This is a genomic window from Chitinophaga sp. SYP-B3965 (assembly GCF_009647655.1).
Lineage (GTDB): Bacteria > Bacteroidota > Bacteroidia > Chitinophagales > Chitinophagaceae > Chitinophaga.
The window spans coordinates 252063-272524 of sequence record NZ_WJFD01000006.1 but is presented as its reverse complement, the minus strand read 5'-3'; the positions used below and the strand labels follow the sequence as shown (position 1 = coordinate 272524).

Sequence of the window (20462 nt, the reverse complement as noted above, 5' to 3'; positions counted from 1 at the left end):
ACTATCGGCAGGTAAAACAACAAAATGTCAAATATTACGCAGGTTATTAACACAGACAGATACCTGAAAACTTTAAAAAAAGGTGTTCACTCCTCAGACCTGGATCAATTGCTGAGCAGCAGGGGCCCGTTCACTTTTTTCGCTCCTAATGATATTGCTTTTGATAAACTGGATAAAGGGATAATGGAAGGCCTTCTTGAAAAGGACAATAAGCTGAAACTTACAGACCTGATGAATAATCACATCGTGAACGGAAAGATCCTTTTTAAAGATCTGAAGGACGGTGATAAACTGAATACATTAGGCGGCACAGTGCTGGCAGTAGAAGTGAAAGAAGGAAAAGTGAGTATTGGCGGAGCTGTTATCCTGGAACGTGAAGCCAGAATAACAAACGGAACAATACACGCTACTGATACTGTATTTCAGAAAAGTTAGTCGTATAAAAAGAGAAGGTCAAACCGGCCTTCTCAATTCTTCCCGCCCCGTTCCACACTTTTTATCTCCCGCTTTCAGATCTATGATATGCCCGCCTGCATTTTTTTTGTTGCGACAAAAAAGATAAATCATTAATTTTCAGCATTGAATCGGAAACTGCTCATATGGTTTATTTTGTTAACCGGCATTACGCATACTGTAATGGCACAGGCCGATAAATGGGCCGGTACCTGGCAGATGAGCAGCAAACGCTGGCCTCACATTCCTGCTATAATCCTCGAGTTAAAAATAGGTGCCCCGGAACGAGGTGTTCTCTATCCTGCCAAGATCAAGCTACAATACGGTTCCTTTACCGGTATTTACGAAGTGCTGCTGGCCAGGAAGAATGATCAGCAGCTGGGCATCGGCCGTGGCAAATACCCTTTGCTGGAAACACCCTTCAAACTGGGCATCTGGATGTGGTATATCAATGGTACCCTGAATTTCCAGGAGGGAAAGATATCCGTGAAAAGGATGTGGATAGATGGTTTTGGCATCTGGATGCGGGGATTGGATGATGATGAGCTCTATACGAACACCAAAGTGCAATTAAGGGAATTTTTATACAGGGATTCCATTACCTTAAAGAAGATCAGCAGCCAACCACTGGAAGATTCAAGCGTACGACGGATCCTGCGAAAGGAAACCTCAGACATATACCTGGGCATCTATGATCCTATCATGGCCGGGGACAGTATGATCACCATGCAGGTAGAAGACCAGGAAAAACACGATAAGGACACGGTTACCTTGCTTCATAACAACAGAACGATATTTAGCCGGCAGGAGATAAATGACCAGAACCGGCGCCAGCAGATCAAACTGGATACCGGCCGCAACCTGTTTGTGTTCTTTGCAGACAACTATGGCCGTCTTCCGCCAAATACCGGGAACCTGTACACGAAGATAGGAGAGAAGGAATACAGCTTCGATTTCCGGCACAGGGCTAATGCTTTTGCCACTTTTGTGGTAGCAGATATCTATTATAAACAAAGTGCCCAAAGAGAATCCATCCCCCTCGCCAGCATAAAAGTAGACACCGCCAACATCGTACTGGAACTCTGGGACAGTGCAAAAGAAGATGGAGATAGTATTTCCCTGCGTCTGAACGGTGAATGGATCAGAACCGGCTTCCCTGTAAAGAATGCCCTGCAAAAGATCCCCATCCGCCTGCAGCCCGGTGAAAACACCCTCTTATTTATGGCAGACAATCTCGGATCAATTCCTCCAAACACAGCAGAGCTAAGGATCCGTTATGGCACGAAATCTAAAAATCTGCGCCTCAGTACGGACATGAAGAAGAATAATGAGATCAGGCTAATACTGGAATAAAAGAATTTTGCACCAGCCATCACATCTGATGCACCCTGTTATATTTATTCCTGTATTCTTTAGGCAGCAACCCTGTTACCATTTTGAAGGAGGTTCTGAATGTTTTGGTATCAGAGTAACCCACTTCATACATGATGTCCATGATCTTTTTACTGCTCATTTCCAGGTGTTTTTTGGCCGCTTCTATTTTCACCCGTTGGGTATATTCATTCAGTGTATTGGCTGTAGCTTTTTTAAATCTCCTTTCCAGGCTTCTCTTGCCTACAGACACTATCCCCGCTAATTGATCTACGGTTATTTTCTGCTGGAAATTATTTTCAATATAGGTTTGCGCCTGTTTCACCGGTTCATCGCTATGATCTTTTTGTCCCTGGAAAATGCTGAAAGGTGATTGGTTGTAACGGTCAGTATCCACCTGGAAGAATTTCGCGCAATAGACAGCGGCATCTTTTCCTGCATACTTTTCAACGAGGTATACGATCAGGTTCAGGAAAGAGATACCACCGCCACTGGAATAGATACCAGCTTCATCCGTTATGATCTTATCTACTACCAGTTTTACATCAGGGTACATATTCCTGAAGTTGTTGGCGGCTTTCCAATGTGTGGCACATTTCCTTCCTGTCAAAAGTCCCGTTCCTGCGAGTAAGAATGCACCTACACAAAGGCTGGCCAGTTCGGCACCTTTGGCATATTGCTCCCTCATCCATTCTATCAGTGCAAGGTTGTTCTTCACATGGTTATGCACGTCCCCATAAACAGCCGGGATAATGATCAGGTCCGTTTTCCTGGCCTCATCAATAGTGATGTCTGTTTGCACCGTGAACAAACCATCATTCAATTGCATGGATTTGCAAACACCTACAAACTGGATCTTAAATATGGGTGCTTTTCCCAGTCCGGCTAAATAATCATTGATCTCTGTAAATACCTGGCGGGGGAATTCGATATTGGAAAGAACGCCACCCGACGGTACAACGATGGATATTAGCTTCATGTACTAAAAATACAAAATGTTGCAATACCCTTCGTTGTTGTTGATGGGTTGGAAACCGTTATTCACCGGCATGAATCGCCACTTTGTTTCCTTCTGTGTCGATGAATACGGAAATATAACCAGCAGGGATCTGTGTTCTGGGCAGTATTACTTTCCCGCCGGCAGCTTCGATCTTGTCTATTACTGTTTGCAGAACAGGATAAGCATTTAAGTATACAGTAGTACCTTCAGCGGAAGGTTTGGAACGGCTGTTCCTCACAAGCGCGCCAGACACTCTGCCTGAACCAGCCTGAATTACACCAGGAGCCGAAGGGAAAAAGGTTAACTCTTCATTTGTTTCCGGAAACGCCTGTGTCCTCATTTCAATATCCAGGATGGTCTCATAGAATTTCTTAGCTCTGGCGGTGTCCAGCACAGGAATTTCGAACCATGTTATAACATCGGTTTCCATGCTTAGTTTTTCCATCATCATTATATTTTATGATGTAAAATTACTTCTTCCGGAGGGTGGATAATTGAATAAATCGGCCGTTTTTATTTTCTGCCAATCTTTTGGGTGTAACACCTGAATACTTTTTAACATCCCTGATAAAGTGTGCCTGATCTGCATAACCTTCTTCCGGGTAAAGTTGTTGTTCTTTCAGTTGACCGAAAGAAGCCCTGTATCGCAGGATGTTACTATAGGCCTTTAAGGAAATACCAAACCTGTCTTTAAAATAACGGCTGATCTGCCGGTTGCTCCAATGAATAGTTTGAGAGATGGATTCTGCAGAAGCTTTGCCATGAGAGGAGTAGAGGATAGCAAATAATAGTTGCTTCCTGTTATCAAAATCTTTATTAACAGCAGTGTTGATCTGTTGCAAAGCATGTTTCACAAAATGATCGAAATCAAAATCCGTTAATGGAATATTCCACAGACTGCCGGGTAATATTTGTTCTTTATCTAACAACGACGCGATCGGCTGTTTAAAAAGATAATCCACCGCGAGTAGTTTGAAACTGATCCCGATAGAAAAACTATTTGCCGGTACAACAACTGGCATTACCTTTGTCCATAAACCAGAGAGGGAAACTTTGTAAGGTTGACCATTAACTGAATGGAATATCACATCAAAATATCCATCAGGAAGAATAGAATACACCTGGTCTTTTTCCGTAGGATTTTGTACAGACCAGAAGCATTGAATGATGTCCTCCAGCGGCTTATTTGGGAGGGCATTCCGGTAGATGTAATTGGCCGTTTCCTGCATGTTGCAAATATCGGCCGTTTTACGCTAAAAGCCCTGTATTATCTGGTGTTTTACCGGATTTCCACAAAAAGCCCCTCCACATCAAGTCCACATCATTTCCAGGGCATCTCCACACCATCTACACGGTTCTCTTTACCTTCCTGTATCATTCACCTTACGTTTACTTATAGTATCCCCATAGATGAAACATTTCACACCATGATCTGCAATAATTCATGTGCAGAAATTCTCTTGGTAAGAAAAAATATTCCGCTTAATTTTATAAAAAGATAACTATGATTGACTACACTGAATACATGCTTAACGATGTTGCTCTCTTTAAGAGACTTGTTAAAGAAAATAGAGAAAAACCACTAACTGCAGAAGAAGCCACAAAAAAACTCCAGGACGCAGGTATACTTGATGAAAATGGAGAACACACGAAACCGTATGAAAATCTTGGGCGTTGGATAAAGGAAAATAACCCAGGTAAAGTAATGAAGGTAATGAAGAGATAATAAGTTTGTTACACCCAATCAAGTGTTTTTATGTATAATGTTAAACCCAATCTGATCTTTGGCTTTCACGGCTGTGATGCCCAGGTCAGGGATAGTCTGCTTAAGAATCCTGATGTTATTAGAATAAGTAAGGAGCCGTTTGACTGGTTAGGCCATGGTATGTACTTTTGGGAGAATAATATTGAGCGGGCAATGCAATGGGCCATTGAGAAGAAAAGGAGAGGGACTATTAAGGATCCCGCAGTTATTGGTGCAATATTAAACTTAGGGTATTGTTGCGATTTTCTGGATAGTCACTTTATTGAGACGCTTAAGGATTCGCACCAATTGATGTCAGCGTTCTACAATCAAAATGGCATAAGTCTACCTGTAAATAAAAATGCGCCTAATGATGCAAACAACGACAAACTTTTAAGAGAACTGGACTGCGCCGTAATAGAATTCATGCACGAGGGAAAAGACATTCAGGCCAAACGAGATCTCTCCACCCACGGTTTCCTAAAAAACCTCCCCTTCGACTCCACCCGCAGCGTCTTCACCGAAGGCGCCCCCGCATACGAAGGCGCCGGCATCCACGATAAAAACCACATCCAGATCTGCATCCGTAACATGAACTGCATCAAAGGGTTCTTCATCCCCCGCAGCAAAACCAACTTCCTGGAATACCTCAAAACCGCCTAAAGTTTCTTAGCAAACATCCGCTGCCCATTTTGAGAGAGCTGTAATCTATTTACTTTTCCAGCTTCATCCAGCTCAAATTCCAGCGTAACGCCCACCTCTTTCAACAGGAACCGGTGCTGACCACTCACCGTTAATGCCCTCTTCTCCCCATTCTTAGGCCGCCCCATCAACTGTCCGTTTTCCACTGATATTTCCAGCAGGGAATGATCCTCCAGTTCATAAGTGCCCGTATACACCTGCAAATGCGGAATGACTGATTCTCGTTGTTTTATTTGCCGGAAGGGCGCTTTGATTAAAGCGTTCGGAGAAAGATAGATGTAGCTGTTTTGATAATCAATGATCGTATTAAACCGATTCAGTACTTCATTCCCGATAAGCCCAAATGAAATATTCTCCGCACGGGATGGAAGTTCAAGATGAGTAGGGATGGCAGCCAAAGTATGTTCCCCGATCTGCAGCGAAGGTAGTAAAGCCACTACATTTTTGATGGCATTGGGCCCTGCACCTTTGGCCACTCCATCTCCGATCTTTTCCAATGCAGCATACAGGTCATGCTCTATGGAGAATTCATCATCCAGGCTCAGGCATCCTGCGTTGCCGGTATCGAAGCAAAACCAATCTGTGATATGATCGTTCAAAGTGACTTTAATATAAGGTAGTCGCCCTCTCATCTGCATATCCATTTGTGTATAACCTGGTGGGATTGGAAACGCAGCACCATGTATCACCATGAATTGCTGATCATAATTGATCTCAATGATCTTGTTCTCAAATATTTTGAATCCAATGACACCCGGCGAACTTTCCCGTTCATTATAGGCAACAGTAACATTATCCCATTTCAATTTGGCAATGGATAGTTTGTTGTGCTTGCTGGTAGAGTCAGCATAACTGCCACCATATCCAAGCCCTTTATAGATCCCGTCGAATGTCATGTTCACTTTATTTCTGCCGGATGAGGAAAGGATAATACCATAAGCGCCTGTATCAAACATAAAGTCAATGTCTTCGGAGTTGTTGATGCGCCCGGTAAAATGTATCCTGTTGTCTGTTCCAAGCTTAAAAGGGATCGTATCCCGGGAAGGAATGTATTTCACCGGGTCGGGCCAGCAAATTTGCGTATAGCAGGAATCTTTGCCATTTAGCAGGATAATGAAATCATAGGTATTGCCAGGTTTTACCTGGAAGGAGATAGAATCGATATCCGTATAGAACGTCATTTTTCTTTCTCTCTTAGGACCGATGGGATAAAAACGATCAGGCCTGGTGGAAGGAGAGAGGTCCCATATTCCTTTTCGAAAGAGATCGCCATCTTTAATATTTACGCTGGTGGAAGTAGCTTTTATGATGGGTAATTGTGCTATCAGTGGCTGGCTCAGTAAGAGCAAAAGGCTCCCTGCCCATATAGGGATGAATTTTAAAGCAGTCATATGTGGAAGTTTTATTTTTTCAGGTAAAGGAAATAAGCGAGATAACTCAATGCAATGCAGAACGCCATGATAGCCATAGAGTGAACCCCAATGGGGAGTGAATAGTATACGATGGATAATCCTGCACCAATACCGGTTAGCAGGAGGAACCATTTAAAAGCATGGGTACGATCATCTTTATGACCAGGCTGCAAAAACTGTTCAACAACTTTCTCCGGAACACCTTTCTCCAGCATTTTAGATTTGAGACGATGGTCAAGATTTGTTTTAATGAGTTTGAGGATAAAATTAATAACCAGGTATAGCGCGATCAAAGTCGCCGGCAGCGTAACAAATTGCTGGGATACATAACGGTTGTCCGGAAGGCGGTAGTAATCTTGTCCGTAGAGAAGAATGGGGGAAAGCGTTACTATGAATATGGAAAGTATCTTTTTCATCTTTTTTTTCTTAGAATGAATAAATTAAAAACGGTTCAGGATCGTCATTTTTTGCTGGTAACCTTTATACATATCGGCCAGCAGGAATAAAGCCACTGCGGCTGTGGAGACAATAATAAAATAAAGGAGAAGCGGCGGTATGCCGGTAAAGAGGCCATATATATCATTCCGAAAGAAATAACATCCGCCTGCGCAAAGAATGCTTATCAGCATGGCGAAAACAGGGATGGGTTTTCGTTCTTTTCTATGCAATTCTCTCAACACAAGAGCGCTCACATCAAAATCAAAAACGGCTGCCTCCTGTGCTTTCATACCCACAAACAATACCTCATAAGCTCCCGCCACCTCCCTGCAGGTATCACAAGTTTTCATATGTGCAACAATATCCGGACTGCAGGTAGCCTTATCCAGCACATATTCCTGTATTTCCATATCCGTCAGATGTATCATAAGTCTTCTTTTTTGTAGTGAAACGTCAGGTATTCTCTTAAAGCCTTTCTTGCCCTGAATAAATAATTCTTTACAGTTCCATCCGGCAGTCCGGTTATCTGGCCTATTTCTTCATAGCTTAATTCCTCCTGGTGATATAAAGTGATCAGTGTTTTATAAACGGGTGATAACTGATCGATAGCCGTATTTAAGATGGAGGAAACATCTTTTGAAAAGACAAACACCTCACTTCCTTCCGGTACGATCTCTCCCGGCAGCAATAACTTTTTCTTCCTGAGATGATCCATGCAGGTATTATAACTGATCTGGGCTATCCAGGTAGAAAGTTTAGCCTGATACCGGAAACCAGGCAGTTGTTTGTATACTTTTAAATAGATATCCTGCGCCAGGTCTTTCCTGTCTTCCACGTTAGGGATCATCTTGCAAACGATCTGAGCCACCAGCTTTTCCGTATTTTTAATAATGGCACCAAAAGCCTGGGTGTCTCCACTCAATGCTTTATTAACCAGTTGACTGTCTGCCGGATTCGGATTCATTGCTTATTTGACGGGTGAAGGCGGAAAATGTTGCAGGAAATCTAATTTAAAAACCGGGCTTTTTTTAATATATTGATATATGTTTCTAATTTCCCTCTCCATCAGCGCCATCATGCTCAACCAGGCTGGCTTTTACCCACAGGCCCCAAAAGTAGCCGTGATCACCAACAGCCCTGCAGCATCTAAGTTCTACGTTATCACCGCAGATAAAAAAGACACTGTTTTCTCCGGTAACTTAAGCGACGAAAAGCAATCCACTAATTCCGATACAAAAACCCGGATAGCGGATTTCACAAAACTCACAACAAAAGGCAGCTTTGTCGTAAATGTCCCCGGCATAGGTAACTCCCCAATTTTTAAGATCAGCAATGATGTCGGAAGGGAAGTAGCTATTGCCACACTGAAAGGATTCTACTACCAAAGAGTATCCATGCCCCTGGAGGAAAAATATGCCGGCAAATGGCATCGCCCGGCAGGCCATCCCGATACTGTAGTATATATTCATCCATCCGCAGCAGATGAAAAACGCCCCGCAGGAACAGTCATCTCATCTCCCGGAGGATGGTATGATGCCGGAGATTATAATAAGTATATCGTGAATTCAGGCATTACCATGGGCACGCTCTTGTCTGCCTATGAAGATTTCCCCGCGTACTATTCAAAAATAAACACCAATATCCCCGAAAGCAAAGACGCCATCCCGGATATCCTGAACGAAGTGATCTACAACCTCCGCTGGATGCTCAGCATGCAGGATCCCAATGACGGAGGTGTATACAACAAATGCACCAATGCAGCCTTCGACGGAATGGTAATGCCCGGCGTTACAAAAGCACCACGTTATGTTGTACAAAAAGGCACCGCTGCTACATTAGACTTTGCAGCAGTAACCGCACAGGCCAGCAGGATCTTAAAACAATACAACAAAAGGTTAGCAGATAGTTGCTTAAAAGCAGCAGAGAAAGCATGGGAGTGGGCAAAGTTACATCCCGATATGGAATATGATCAGCGGAACTTCCAGCCGGCTATTACCACTGGCCCGTATGGCGATAAGTATTTTAAAGATGAATGGTTCTGGGCAGGAGTAGAGTTATACATCACTACTAAAGAGGAAAAATACAAACCCGCCATCATAGATGCAGGACTGCCAACGTGGTCAAACGTAGCCATGCTGGGTTATTACACCCTGCTACGCTTCAATAAGGAACCAAAACTAAAAGAAAAGATAATAACCATGGCAAACGGATACGCAACGAAGTTGACCGCCTTCCAAACCGTTATGGGCCAATCCGTAAGAGATTTCAACTGGGGATCAAATTCCAATGCCGGCAACCAGGGTATCCTGCTCATCAATGCTTATAAGTTAACGGGAGACAAAAAATACTTAAACCTCGCCTTATCCAACCTGGATTATCTCTTAGGCAGAAATGCCACCGGTTATTGTTTTGTAACAGGCATCGGAACTAAATCTACTATGCATCCGCACCATCGCCCCTCTGTGGCAGATGGTATCAAAGATCCTGTGCCTGGTTTATTGGCCGCAGGTCCTAATCCCGGTATGCAGGATAAATGTAAATATGAATTTACCGCACCGGAACTGGCTTATTCGGATATTGATTGCGCCTATGCCTCCAACGAGATTACGATCAACTGGAATGCGCCTATCGTTTATCTCGCCAATGCTTTGGAGGCCTTGAAGGACAACGCAGGATACACAAAGCGTAAATAAAAGCCAAAACCATGAGCAAAATAATCCTGCAGCCGTGCGCTAATCTCATAGCCCAAAGCAATTTCCGAAATACAATTGAAAATTCAGTTAGCCTCAGGAAAGTGCTGCCTTTCGTTACCCCTGAGGAAGCAAAGGAACTGCGTAAGTTCTATCCTTCAGGAAAACTGCAGGTCTGGGGAGTTCAGCCAAGGAATGGACTGAATGAAAAAAAATGGACAAGGATCACCAGAGGAGATATTGCTCTTTTTTCAAAGAATAAGACCATTTTTACAACAGGCATAGTCACGTTGACATTGCACAACAAGGCATTGGCAGAGGCACTTTGGGGTAACAGTGATATTGGCGACACATGGGAATATATCTACTTCCTCACAGATATTAAAACTACAGATATCGCGGTCAGAAGGATTAATAAAGCAGCAAGATATAATGCGGTTGATAAACAGATTCAGGGATTTAATGTATTGGATGAAGAAAAAAGCCAGCGTGTATTGAAGGCTCTCAAAATGCCCGCTGGAGCACCTGTGAATGAAGTAAGCAAAAAGAGATTTCTGGAGGTAGAGCGGAGGCTTTCTAAATTAACAGGAACGAATGTGAAAGTGTTGGTAGACATGCGGGTGGAACAGCAGTATTTGAAACAGTTGTTATTCCGGGATAAACATATCGGTACCTGTGGAATTTGTAATAAAGTTTATCCTGTTTCTCTCCTGAGGGCATCACATATTAAAAAACGTTCTAAGTGCATACTGAAGGAAAGAATAAATAGAAATATCGTAATGCCCATGTGTATAATGGGATGTGATGGATTGTATGAAGAAGGATATATCTCTGTTCGGAAAGGTAAAGTAGTGAATATGAAAAAAACACCTGTAACGGAAGCTGTGAATTCATTGCTTTCATCACTCACAGGCAATAAGTGCTCTTTTTACAATGAAAGCACAAAAGCCTTTTTCGACTGGCATTATAAAGAACATTTCAAAAGCCCTTCTCCACCACAAGAGCCCAAAAAGTAGTATTTTTAAGCCCGAAATGAACTTACTAACAGTATCAGACATACAAAAGAAGGAAGGAGAGGATTTTGCACTGAAAGGGATCAGCTTTACGCAACAGCCATTTTATAACATCGCCATTACCGGCGAATCAGGCTCCGGCAAAAGCACCTTAATGAAGATCATTGCCGGGCTGGTACAGCCTGATTCCGGCGAAGTGCATTTCGAAGACCAGAAAGTAAAAGGCCCCAACGATAAACTGATACCCGGCCATCCGGGCATCGCCTATCTATCCCAGCACTTTGAGCTGCGGAACAATTACAGGGTGGAAGAACTGCTCTCTTACGCCAACAAATTATCAGACGAAGATGCAAACGCCCTCTACAAGATCTGCCAGATAGATCACTTCCTGAAAAGGAAAAATGACCAGCTGTCCGGCGGAGAAAAACAACGGATAGCGCTGGCAAGACTGCTGATCACTGCCCCCAGGCTTTTATTACTGGATGAACCATTTTCCAACCTGGACCTCATCCACAAGAATACCCTTAAATCCGTGATCCACGATATAGGGGAACAGCTGAAGATCTCCTGCATCCTCGTTTCCCACGATCCGCTGGATACCCTTTCCTGGGCCGATGAGATCATCGTGATGAGAGACGGGGCCATTGTGCAACAGGGAAAACCGCAAGAGATCTATCAGCAGCCTGTTGATGCTTACGTAGCAGGACTATTCGGAAAATATAACCTCGTAGGCCCAAAACGACTGTTTGTGCGCCCGGAGAACTTTAAGATCGTAAAGGGCGGCAGTTTTGCACTGGAAGGGATCATACAAAAAGTAGCCTTTCTCGGAAGTGCCTGGGAGCTGGAAGTAAAACTCGCAGACCAAACCATCACGGTACAAACAAATCAGAACGGCATGACCAAAGGAGGCACGCTATACATAGCAGTCCCCCAGGAAGGTGCCTGGTTCCTGTAAAAAGTTCTTATATTAGTAAGAAGCCTGTCATATATGTTCACCATAAACGACGTTCACCAACAGTTCGCGGAATATTTTAATATACCCATCCTGAAGCCATACGCTTACCTCTTATCCAAAAAGATCAGTGAGGGGCATATTTGTTTGCATCTGGATGATCTGCTGGACCAGTCAGGAGAGTTACCTCCTTATTGTGCTAACATGGTGCCAGGAACCGCACCGCTGGAAACAGTAGCGCTGGTAGCAAAGGATGGTAAAGATGATCAGCCTTTCGTACTGTTCCAGGACAGGTTATACCTGCAAAGGTATTTCCGGTACGAAACAACTTTCCTTCGCCGCATTTACCAGTCCCTGGAAACGGAGAAAGTATTGGAAGAAGAAAGACTGGCACAGCTGGAAGAACACGCTGACCTCATCCGCAAACAATTCACAACAAAAAACACAGAACCTGACTGGCAACTGGCAGCCGCTATCACCGGTATCCTCAATAATTTTACCATCATCACCGGTGGCCCCGGTACAGGGAAAACCACCACGGTGGCTAAGATCCTGAATATCTTATACGGCATAGATCCTGCCCTGAAAGTAGTGCTGGCCGCCCCGACAGGTAAAGCCGCAGCCAGGCTGGCAGAGAGCCTCCGCAGCTTTAAGAATGAAAAATTCCAGTCCCTCAGCCCCGGAACTATTCACCGCTTGCTGAAATCAAAGCGGGATAGTCCCTACTTCCATCATAATGCATCCAATCCGCTCAACTACGATGTAGTGATCGTAGATGAATGTTCCATGATAGATGTGGCCCTGTTCGCCAAACTGCTGGATGCCATCGGTCCCAAAACACGATTGATACTATTGGGAGATAAAGATCAGCTGGCATCTGTAGAAGCAGGAAGTTTCTTTGGTGATTTGTGCCAGGCACAGGGCGCGATGAATCTTTTTACACCAGAACGCAAAGAGCTCATCAACAAATTCGGCGCAAATCTGAGCCAAATACACGAAAGCACAAATGATCAACACCCGCTATTCCAACACCTGGTAGAGTTAAGAAGAAGTCACCGTTTCTCTGATGATAAAGGCATCGGGAAATTCAGTAAAGCCATTATCCAGAACAACAGAGACAATATCCTGGAATTCCTCCAACCCGGAGCAGATGAACAGGTAGTAATAGATCAGGCGTACGACAAAGAATTATTCGAACAATTCATTGCAGGATATGAAGCATTCATAAAAGAGCCGGATGTGCTGAAAGCCCTCAAAAAGATGAATGCCCTCCGCGTACTATGCGCCGTAAGGCAGGGTGAGCAAGGTTTGTACGCTACCAATAAAGCCATAGAGAAATATTTGCATGATAAAAAACTGATCAGGGCGAATGTGGAGTTCTATCAGAACCGCCCTATCATCCTCACCAGGAATTATTACGAGCATAATTTATTCAACGGCGATACAGGTATTATTCGTCCGGATGCAAATGGTGTACTGATGGCCTGGTTTGAAGATGGACAAGGAGAATTGAAAGCTGTACTGCCCGGATACCTCACAGATGCAGAAACAGTATTTGCCATGACCATCCATAAAAGCCAGGGTTCAGAGTTTAACGAAGTACTGGTGATCCTCCCGCAGGCAACAGAAGTGGCCATCCTCACAAGGGAATTGTTATACACGGCTGTTACGAGGGCAAGATCAAAAGTATATGTGCAGGCTTCAGAAGCCCTGTTACTATTGGCAGCACAACGTTTTGTAGAAAGAGCATCCGGTATCGCAACAAGATTTATAGAAAGCTAATGGCATTATATCTAAAAGTTTCAAATTCGCTGGAAAGCCTGGCACAAGTACTTTCGCAGGACTTGCAACAGTCCGGCAACAGTGTGTTTGAACCTCACCTGATCGTTACGCAAACGGAGGGGATGAACAACTGGCTGAAAATGCAGATCGCGGAGCATCACGGTATTGCTGCCAACTGCCGCTTTCTGAAACCCAATGATCTCATCCACCAGCTGTATTTTCTGCTGGGAGGGCCATATACAGAATTACTTTCTGCACAGAACTTAACCTGGCTGTTATTCCAACTGCTGGGAGAAAAGGATTTTTCCAAACGTTTCCCCACGGTAGCTGCTTATTATGAAAACAGCGGTTCAGATAAGGACCTGAAACGTATGGCACTGGCGGAGAAAGCAGCTGACTTGTTCGACCAGTATCAGATCTACCGTCCGGAAATGATCCGGGAATGGAATAACGGCAACTTAAAAACCACAGAGTGGCAGGAATATCTCTGGGCAAAAGCAAAGGCTGTTTCCGGGAATACCCTGCCGGATAAAACCATGATAGGGCATTACATCCTGGATGCCTTGAAAGATCCGGATAAACGGGCTGTGATGGAAGAACGGATGAAAACAGTTCACCTGTTCGGTTTGTCCATTATCACCGCTTATCACGTGCAGATCTTGCATGAGGTGTCTTCTTTTATCGATATACATTTTCATATCATCAATCCCGCACCCGCTGTTTATTGGTTTGAAGACAAGAGCGAAAAACAACTGGCCCGCTGGAAAGATAAAGTGATGGATGAAGCAGCCGGTAATCCCCTGATCACTGGCTGGGGCAGGGTAGTGCAGGATACTTTCGGTTTGTTCTTTAAGTACGATGCTTTTATCAATGCCTATGATGATCAGGAGATCGTAGAGCCGGAGCCGGATAGTTTATTACGCAAGATCCAGCACGATGTATTTGTAAGTGCTACTGCAGACCGCCACCCGCTGACAACAGAAGATATCAAAGATGGTTCCGTTACCATCAATACCTGCTACACCGTAGCCAGGGAAGTAGAGGTGTTATATAATTACCTCGTATACCTGGTGGATAAAAGAAAGGAATCTCTTTCCCCCAGGGATATTGTAGTGATGGTAAGTGATATAGACAGTTACGCGCCCTACATCAAAGCCGTATTCAATAATGCGCCCTATAAGTTCCGATATACAATAGCAGATGAAAGTTATGCAGATAGCGATAACCTCTTCAATGCTATTCACGCCATCCTGCAGGTAAGCGAAGAAAGTTTTAAGGCCGAAGAAGTGCTGCAGCTGCTGGACTCCTCTTACATCCGCAAAAGGTTCCAGATTGAAAACATCTCACTGATCAGAAGGGTAGTAGATGCAGCTAATATCCGCTTTGGTATGGAAGGGGAACTGGAAGATGAAACATACCTGATCAGCTGGCAGTATGGTCTTAAAAGGATTATGTATGGTATCTGCATGAGTGGGGGAGAAGAGTATGGAGAAGGCGTGAATAGTTTTTATCCCATCGATGTACTGGAAGGCAGTGCTGCACAGGAAGTGATCCGCTTCTGTCATTTTGTGGAAGTACTGATGGATGCAGTAAAGGAAAGAAAGAAGACCCGTACCATCAATGAATGGGTATTGTATGTGGAAAGTGTATTGCACAACCTCATATATGAACCACAGGAGGATATAGATGAGGATTACAACACCCTCATGCAGCAGCTCACAGATTATAACCTGTTGAATGAATACATGGGTGAAGCCGTAGCCTTTGATGTATTTGGCTATAGCTTCCTGCAAACCCTTACTGGCAACACCCGTTCCGGTCTGTTCGTGAATGGTGGTATCACATTTTGCTCACTGATCCCCATGCGAAGTATTCCTTTTAAAGTAGTGGCCCTGCTGGGTCTCAATTATGATAAATTCCCCAGGAAGGAGCAGCCTGCTGGTTTCAACCTGATGGAAAAGAACCGCCAGCGGGGAGACCGGAATGTGAAGGAGAACGATAAACACCTGTTCCTGGAAACCATCCTCTCTGCGAGAGAATATCTCTACATCAGTTATGTTGGCCAGAGTGTGAAGGACAATACCCGCATGCCACCATCTGCATTAGTAGATGAACTGATCGATTACATCGCCTCGGGTACAACGGAACCGGAAGGTGTAAGGGATCAGCTGGTAACACTGCACCCCCTGCAAAGTTTCAGCCGGAAATATGCCATGGGCGATGAACGGTTATATAGCTATCTCAATAACAGGTCTGCCGGCAGAAAGCAGATCACGGATGATAGTAAAGAAATTAATCCCTTCGGCTTTGAGGAAATTAACCTGGAAGACCTGGTACGGTTTTTCAAGAACCCTTTCAAAGCGTACTACAATAAAGTACTCGGTATTTATTACAGTGAAGAACAGATCCTGCTCAACGATACGGAGATCTTCAACCTGGATAGTTTGCAGGAATGGTCATTGAAGAATGAACTGCTGCCCCTGCAGGAAGAAGACATGGCCACACTGAAAACGCAGCTGGTAAAAACAGGTGCGCTGCCATTAAAGAACATGGCAGAAGTGGCTTTGCAACAGGCAGAAGAGAAAGCAGCACCCGTAAGGATCATGTTCGAAACCGTTACCCGTAGCAGGGAACCGGAGATCGTACCGGTGGAACTAAATATAGGAAGCAGCATATTAAGAGGAAATATTCAGCATGTGTATGATGGCCGGTACGTACAGGTATCCTGGTCAAAGAACGAAGCGAAATACCTGGTGGAAGCATACATCCGTTACCTGGCTGGAGCAGCGGGAGGTGTGCTGAATGGCGTAGCATTAATTTCAGGCGCTAAAAGAAAAGCAGTGTATGAAGGAGAACGTTTAACACAGCGGGAAGCCCTCAGACGGTTAAACACCCTGATCACTATTTACAAAGAAGGTTTCAGCCTGATCGCACCTTTCTCTCCTGACTTTGATATCAAACCAGAGATCGTGGAAGAACTGGATTTCTCCGCTTTTACAAAGATGGTGGACAAGCGACTGAACGGCTTCAGTTCATTTGATGAACCTTACATCCTGAGAGCATATAACGATGGCTTATTTGCAGATCCGGCCGTACTGGAATCGTATAAGTTCATCTGCACCCAATTGATCGTACCATTAGTAGAATTATTCCCGGGCTATCATGAATAGTAAGAATACATACAAGGATTTTGATGCCGCCACGGTAGCGCTGGAAGGAAGCAACCTGATAGAAGCCAGTGCCGGAACGGGTAAAACATATTCTATTGCCATTCTGGTATTACGACTGGTATTGGAACAACGGCTCTCTATCAAAGAAGTGCTGATGGTAACTTTCACCAAAGCGGCCGTAGCCGAACTGGAAGAAAGGATCCGTTTGTTTATCCGCAGCGCATATAAAGTAAGTACAGGCATACCCATCAAGGATGATAATATCACAAAGCTGGTGCAACAGGCAGCTGATCCCCAAAAGGTTTTAAAAGAAGCCGTGCTCTTCCTGGATGAAACATCTGTATTAACCATCCACAGTTTCTGCCAGCAGACCTTGAATGAGTTCGCTTTTGAAACAGATCAATTGTTTGGTGCGGAAATGCTGGAAGATCCGCAGAAGCTGGTAGAAGAGGAAGTGCAGCGTTTCTGGCGCAAACATGTAACCACCCTGAAAGTGGAACTCCTGCAGCAGATCTGGAGCAAAAGCCTGATGGAAAATATCGTTCAGGCATCTATAGAACACCTGAGTGGGAAAAAATACCTCAGTTTTGATGAAACGGCAGACTATACCATCACAGCAGCAGAGCAGGATAAATGGGTAGAGGAATTAACCGCCGCAGCACAAAAGAAAGAAGAAGCTGAGGAAGCAGTACTGGAATATATCATCACCCATACCGCAAGATTAAAAACACTCAGCGAAAGCAACGGATATGCTAAGAAATCATTGCTGCTGTTATTAGACACACCTGCTACTTTTGTAAGCGAGATGCTGAAGAAAAGAACTTCAGCTTACATCCCCAAACTATACCAGGATGTACTGGACCTGGCAGATCAGGCAGAAATAGCTGCTGAAGCTTACAGGGCTATCAGCAATGCGATCCACATCCGCCTGCAATGTTTCGCTATCAGTGAAGTAACTGCAGGAGTACAGGCCTTTAAACAAAGGAATAACCTGCTGGGTTACGATGATATGATCAGCAACCTGCACAAAGCATTGGTGCAAAAGGATAATCCTGCACTGATAGCAGCTATGCAGCATAAATACAAAGCCGTTTTCGTAGATGAATTCCAGGATACGGACCGCCAGCAGTATGAAATATTCGATAAAGCATTCGGCACAGGCACCATCCTCTTCTATATCGGCGATCCCAAACAAAGTATCTATGCCTGGCGCAAAGCAGACATCTTCACGTATTTCAAAGCCCGTGATGGTGTGAGCAACCTCTACAGCATGAACCGGAACTACCGTTCTTCGGCTCCGCTCATCCAGGCCATGAATAAGTTCTTCCTGCCAACACCTGATTTTGATACCTTCTATTTTAAGGGGCAGGAAGATGTAATTGAATACATGGCAGTAGATAGTCCGGAGAAGAACACGAAAGGACTCTTCTACAAGAACGATGCACCTGATGTACCCATCACAACTTACAAATTACCCAATAGTGAACAGCTGATAGAAGCCGTAGGCGCACAGGTAGCCCTGTTATTACAACCCGGTTTACATCGCATAGAAAACGAACCCATCCGCCCGTCAGACATTGGTATCTTAGTAAGAAGCCGCAGGCAGGGGATGGAGGTAAAATCACAACTGGCAAAACTGGGTATCCCTGCGGTTACGATAGATGATGCCAAAGTATTACAAACGGAAGAAGCAACGTACCTGCTCTACCTCATGGAAGCCATGATAGATCCGGATCGTTCTTCCATCAACCGCGCTTTATTATCTCCTTTCACCGGCCTCACCGTAGCAGAGATCCTCATCCTGGATGATGAAGCCGCCCTTGGTTTATTCAGCAATTACAAAAACCGCTGGACGCAGGATGGCATCTACACCGCCATGATGGATTTTGTGGCCGACTTTGATGTCCGCAACACCCTGCTGCAAACAGAGAACGGGGAACGGATCATGACGAATCTGTTCCAACTGATAGAACTGGTACACCAGGCACAAAGCCGCAAAGACTTATCCATGCCGGAACTCATCTCCTGGCTGAAGCGTGGTATTGATGGCATGGCCACAGATGGAGATGAATACACCCTGCGTGTGGAAAGTGATGAAGAAGCGGTAAAGATCGTTACCATTCATAAAAGTAAAGGCCTCGAGTATAAAATTGTACTGGCCCCCTTCCTGGATTTTGGAGAGGGTAAGAACATCGTATTGGTGAGTTACCGTGATCCGGAAACGGGAGATTATGTGGCAGCAGAAAAAAGCAAACTCACAGAAGAACAGGAAACATGGTACAAGCAACAGGCTGAACAGGAAAACCGCCGTTTGTTATATGTAGCCATTACCCGCGCGGTCTATAAATGTTACATCTTCCGGAACAGCTACTATTACGTTTCCACTTTGCTGGAATTCCTGAAAGCCTTAGAGCCGGATGATATACTGATCAATGCCGCAACAGAAACACCAGCGGTTACCGGTTACCGCTACCGTGAAAATATACCAGCCCCTTTAAGAACAACCCCAACCCCGGTACATTTCAGCTTAAGAGAGCAACACTGGCGGAAAATGAGTTACACCATGCTGGCGGCCAAACATGAAGGCACACCAAGGGAACGCGCCCTGCCGCAGGAAAATGAATATGATACTTTCATTTTCAATACCCTGAGAAGAGGCGCCAAAACAGGTAACCTCCTGCACTACCTGTTTGAGAACGTGAATTTTATAGATGATACACGCTGGGGCAAATGGCTGGAAGAAACAGTACGCCGTTTTGCGCCGGGCCAGCAGGAATTATATCTCCCCATGTTGCGCCAGTTACTGGATCATGTGCTGGGTACCACTATTCATATAGAGGGAGAAACATTCTCTTTATCTTCCGTGGCATTTGGCAAGCGGATCACAGAGTTTGAATTTGATTTCCCGGTAACTGTATTTGAAACAGAAAAACTGAACGGACTGTCGGATACCTCTTCCACGATTCTCGTGAAACTCAACGGCGGAGAGCTGGAAGGTATCATGAATGGGAAGATGGACTTATTCTTTGAACATAAAGGAAAGTATTACATCCTGGACTGGAAATCCAACTACCTCGGTTTCTCCCTGCCGGATTATTCCCCGGAAGCCCTGGCGGCAGCGCTTAACGAAAATAACTATCACCTGCAATACCTCATTTACACAGTAGCCGCTAAAAAATACCTCGAAAGCCGCCTGCCGGTTTTTGATTATGAAACACAGTTTGGGGGAGTGATCTATCTCTTTGTGAGAGGAGTACGGAAAGAAGGAGATACGGGTATCTTTGTCACTAAGCCTGCTTACGAACGCATATTGGAACTGGAAACTATCTTGACGCAAAGTGCGCCAGGAAGATATTCTTAAAACCTTCATAATTACTGCCATGTGCAATGATGAACTGTTTTAGTTCCTCTTCAGGAATGCTATGCACCAGTTCAACAAAATTCACTTTATCGGACTTTCCCTTAATAGCATACAACACCGCCACCACATGTTTGCAATGTTCCGACTGATGCGGACAGGTACAGCTAACGGTTTTGATCTCTTTATCGCTGAGGGTAACAGTTACCGTATATACTTCTGAGCCGGCAATGGTAGCCTGCCACATACCGGCTTGTTTCGTTTCCAGGTGATGCACAGATCCTTTGCTGTAATAGGCTAAGCCTTTTTGCAGCTGATCAAGACCTACATGTTGTTCAAAATTCTCAATAGTCATTTGCACTTTTATTTATCAAAGA

General features: G+C 44.5%; 18 protein-coding genes. 10 read left to right on the top strand and 8 right to left on the bottom strand.

The features are described 5' to 3' along the window. Window positions 1-24 precede the first annotated feature (24 nt). Entirely contained in the window at window positions 25-435 is a 411-nt protein-coding gene (locus GFS24_RS25990; protein ID WP_153664859.1) for a fasciclin domain-containing protein, read from the top strand. Between the two features lie 144 nt (window positions 436-579). Next, window positions 580-1806: a hypothetical protein gene (locus GFS24_RS25985; protein ID WP_153664857.1), complete on the top strand. Its 1227-nt coding sequence runs from the start codon at window positions 580-582 to the stop codon at window positions 1804-1806. A gap of 19 nt (window positions 1807-1825) precedes the next feature. On the opposite strand, the gene GFS24_RS25980 is transcribed toward GFS24_RS25985, so the two are convergent. Genes GFS24_RS25980 through GFS24_RS25970 form a run of 3 tightly spaced genes read right to left on the bottom strand, consistent with a single transcriptional unit; the run spans window position 1826 to window position 4053 of the window. Further along, window positions 1826-2803, bottom strand: coding sequence for a GlxA family transcriptional regulator (locus GFS24_RS25980; RefSeq protein ID WP_153664855.1), 978 nt, complete (start codon window positions 2801-2803; stop codon window positions 1826-1828). Window positions 2804-2861: 58 nt separating this feature from the next. Continuing rightward, window positions 2862-3269 carry a VOC family protein gene (locus GFS24_RS25975; RefSeq protein ID WP_153664853.1) on the bottom strand — a complete coding sequence of 136 codons (408 nt, stop codon included), beginning with the start codon at window positions 3267-3269 and terminating at the stop codon, window positions 2862-2864. A 25-nt stretch (window positions 3270-3294) separates the two neighbouring features. Then, window positions 3295-4053, bottom strand: coding sequence for an AraC family transcriptional regulator (locus tag GFS24_RS25970; protein WP_153664851.1), 759 nt, complete (start codon window positions 4051-4053; stop codon window positions 3295-3297). A gap of 275 nt (window positions 4054-4328) precedes the next feature. On the opposite strand from GFS24_RS25970, the gene GFS24_RS25965 reads away from it, so the two are divergent. Further along, window positions 4329-4550, top strand: a complete 222-nt coding sequence (locus tag GFS24_RS25965) for a hypothetical protein (protein WP_153664848.1) — start codon at window positions 4329-4331, stop codon at window positions 4548-4550. 30 nt (window positions 4551-4580) lie between these two features. Then, on the top strand, window positions 4581-5231 hold the full coding sequence (locus GFS24_RS25960) for a hypothetical protein (protein WP_153664846.1): 651 nt from the start codon (window positions 4581-4583) through the stop codon (window positions 5229-5231). Here GFS24_RS25960 and GFS24_RS25955 read toward each other — a convergent pair. The 4 genes from GFS24_RS25955 to GFS24_RS25945 are packed head-to-tail and all read right to left on the bottom strand — an operon-like array spanning window position 5228 to window position 8084. Beyond that, window positions 5228-6661 carry an aspartyl protease family protein gene (locus tag GFS24_RS25955; protein WP_173003201.1) on the bottom strand — a complete coding sequence of 478 codons (1434 nt, stop codon included), beginning with the start codon at window positions 6659-6661 and terminating at the stop codon, window positions 5228-5230. The two genes, GFS24_RS25960 and GFS24_RS25955, sit on opposite strands and share 4 nt — an antisense overlap. A gap of 11 nt (window positions 6662-6672) precedes the next feature. Continuing rightward, complete coding sequence (locus tag GFS24_RS29020) at window positions 6673-7098, bottom strand: hypothetical protein (protein WP_173003200.1); 426 nt, start codon at window positions 7096-7098, stop codon at window positions 6673-6675. A gap of 24 nt (window positions 7099-7122) precedes the next feature. Then, a complete protein-coding gene (locus GFS24_RS25950) occupies window positions 7123-7548 on the bottom strand; it encodes a hypothetical protein (protein ID WP_153664842.1) in 426 nt (141 codons plus the stop codon). Then, a complete protein-coding gene (locus GFS24_RS25945; protein ID WP_153664840.1) occupies window positions 7545-8084 on the bottom strand; it encodes an RNA polymerase sigma factor in 540 nt (179 codons plus the stop codon). Before GFS24_RS25945 ends, GFS24_RS25950 begins: the two co-directional genes overlap by 4 nt. A 79-nt stretch (window positions 8085-8163) precedes the next feature. Between GFS24_RS25945 and GFS24_RS25940 the strand changes: the two genes are divergently transcribed. From GFS24_RS25940 to recB, 6 genes are read left to right on the top strand one after another with little or no spacing between them, the layout of a single operon-like run. Beyond that, on the top strand, window positions 8164-9813 hold the full coding sequence (locus GFS24_RS25940) for a glycoside hydrolase family 9 protein (protein WP_153664838.1): 1650 nt from the start codon (window positions 8164-8166) through the stop codon (window positions 9811-9813). Between the two features lie 11 nt (window positions 9814-9824). Continuing rightward, the gene (locus GFS24_RS25935) at window positions 9825-10826 is read left to right on the top strand and encodes an HNH endonuclease (RefSeq protein ID WP_153664836.1); all 1002 of its coding nucleotides are present in this window, start codon (window positions 9825-9827) and stop codon (window positions 10824-10826) included. A gap of 16 nt (window positions 10827-10842) precedes the next feature. Further along, the gene (locus tag GFS24_RS25930; RefSeq protein ID WP_153664834.1) at window positions 10843-11778 is read left to right on the top strand and encodes an ABC transporter ATP-binding protein; all 936 of its coding nucleotides are present in this window, start codon (window positions 10843-10845) and stop codon (window positions 11776-11778) included. Between the two features lie 33 nt (window positions 11779-11811). Further along, complete coding sequence (recD, locus tag GFS24_RS25925; RefSeq protein ID WP_153664832.1) at window positions 11812-13557, top strand: exodeoxyribonuclease V subunit alpha; 1746 nt, start codon at window positions 11812-11814, stop codon at window positions 13555-13557. Further along, entirely contained in the window at window positions 13557-16727 is a 3171-nt protein-coding gene (recC, locus tag GFS24_RS25920; protein ID WP_153664830.1) for an exodeoxyribonuclease V subunit gamma, read from the top strand. Before recD ends, recC begins: the two co-directional genes overlap by 1 nt. Next, window positions 16720-20088: an exodeoxyribonuclease V subunit beta gene (gene recB, locus GFS24_RS25915; protein ID WP_153664828.1), complete on the top strand. Its 3369-nt coding sequence runs from the start codon at window positions 16720-16722 to the stop codon at window positions 20086-20088. Before recC ends, recB begins: the two co-directional genes overlap by 8 nt. On the opposite strand, the gene GFS24_RS25910 is transcribed toward recB, so the two are convergent. Then, window positions 20051-20440: an SWIM zinc finger domain-containing protein gene (locus tag GFS24_RS25910; RefSeq protein WP_153664826.1), complete on the bottom strand. Its 390-nt coding sequence runs from the start codon at window positions 20438-20440 to the stop codon at window positions 20051-20053. The two genes, recB and GFS24_RS25910, sit on opposite strands and share 38 nt — an antisense overlap. Window positions 20441-20462 lie beyond the last annotated feature (22 nt).

What these genes read in the sequence shown, in the direction of transcription:
- GFS24_RS25990 (WP_153664859.1), top strand. Translation starts at nt 25, where the DNA reads ATGTCAAATATTACGCAGGTTATTAACACAGACAGATACCTGAAAACT.
- GFS24_RS25980 (WP_153664855.1), bottom strand. Translation starts at nt 2,803, where the DNA reads ATGAAGCTAATATCCATCGTTGTACCGTCGGGTGGCGTTCTTTCCAAT.
- GFS24_RS25975 (WP_153664853.1), bottom strand. Translation starts at nt 3,269, where the DNA reads ATGGAAAAACTAAGCATGGAAACCGATGTTATAACATGGTTCGAAATT.
- GFS24_RS25970 (WP_153664851.1), bottom strand. Translation starts at nt 4,053, where the DNA reads ATGCAGGAAACGGCCAATTACATCTACCGGAATGCCCTCCCAAATAAG.
- GFS24_RS25965 (WP_153664848.1), top strand. Translation starts at nt 4,329, where the DNA reads ATGATTGACTACACTGAATACATGCTTAACGATGTTGCTCTCTTTAAG.
- GFS24_RS25960 (WP_153664846.1), top strand. Translation starts at nt 4,581, where the DNA reads ATGTATAATGTTAAACCCAATCTGATCTTTGGCTTTCACGGCTGTGAT.
- GFS24_RS25955 (WP_173003201.1), bottom strand. Translation starts at nt 6,661, where the DNA reads ATGACTGCTTTAAAATTCATCCCTATATGGGCAGGGAGCCTTTTGCTC.
- GFS24_RS29020 (WP_173003200.1), bottom strand. Translation starts at nt 7,098, where the DNA reads ATGAAAAAGATACTTTCCATATTCATAGTAACGCTTTCCCCCATTCTT.
- GFS24_RS25950 (WP_153664842.1), bottom strand. Translation starts at nt 7,548, where the DNA reads ATGATACATCTGACGGATATGGAAATACAGGAATATGTGCTGGATAAG.
- GFS24_RS25945 (WP_153664840.1), bottom strand. Translation starts at nt 8,084, where the DNA reads ATGAATCCGAATCCGGCAGACAGTCAACTGGTTAATAAAGCATTGAGT.
- GFS24_RS25940 (WP_153664838.1), top strand. Translation starts at nt 8,164, where the DNA reads ATGTTTCTAATTTCCCTCTCCATCAGCGCCATCATGCTCAACCAGGCT.
- GFS24_RS25935 (WP_153664836.1), top strand. Translation starts at nt 9,825, where the DNA reads ATGAGCAAAATAATCCTGCAGCCGTGCGCTAATCTCATAGCCCAAAGC.
- GFS24_RS25930 (WP_153664834.1), top strand. Translation starts at nt 10,843, where the DNA reads ATGAACTTACTAACAGTATCAGACATACAAAAGAAGGAAGGAGAGGAT.
- recD (WP_153664832.1), top strand. Translation starts at nt 11,812, where the DNA reads ATGTTCACCATAAACGACGTTCACCAACAGTTCGCGGAATATTTTAAT.
- recC (WP_153664830.1), top strand. Translation starts at nt 13,557, where the DNA reads ATGGCATTATATCTAAAAGTTTCAAATTCGCTGGAAAGCCTGGCACAA.
- recB (WP_153664828.1), top strand. Translation starts at nt 16,720, where the DNA reads ATGAATAGTAAGAATACATACAAGGATTTTGATGCCGCCACGGTAGCG.
- GFS24_RS25910 (WP_153664826.1), bottom strand. Translation starts at nt 20,440, where the DNA reads ATGACTATTGAGAATTTTGAACAACATGTAGGTCTTGATCAGCTGCAA.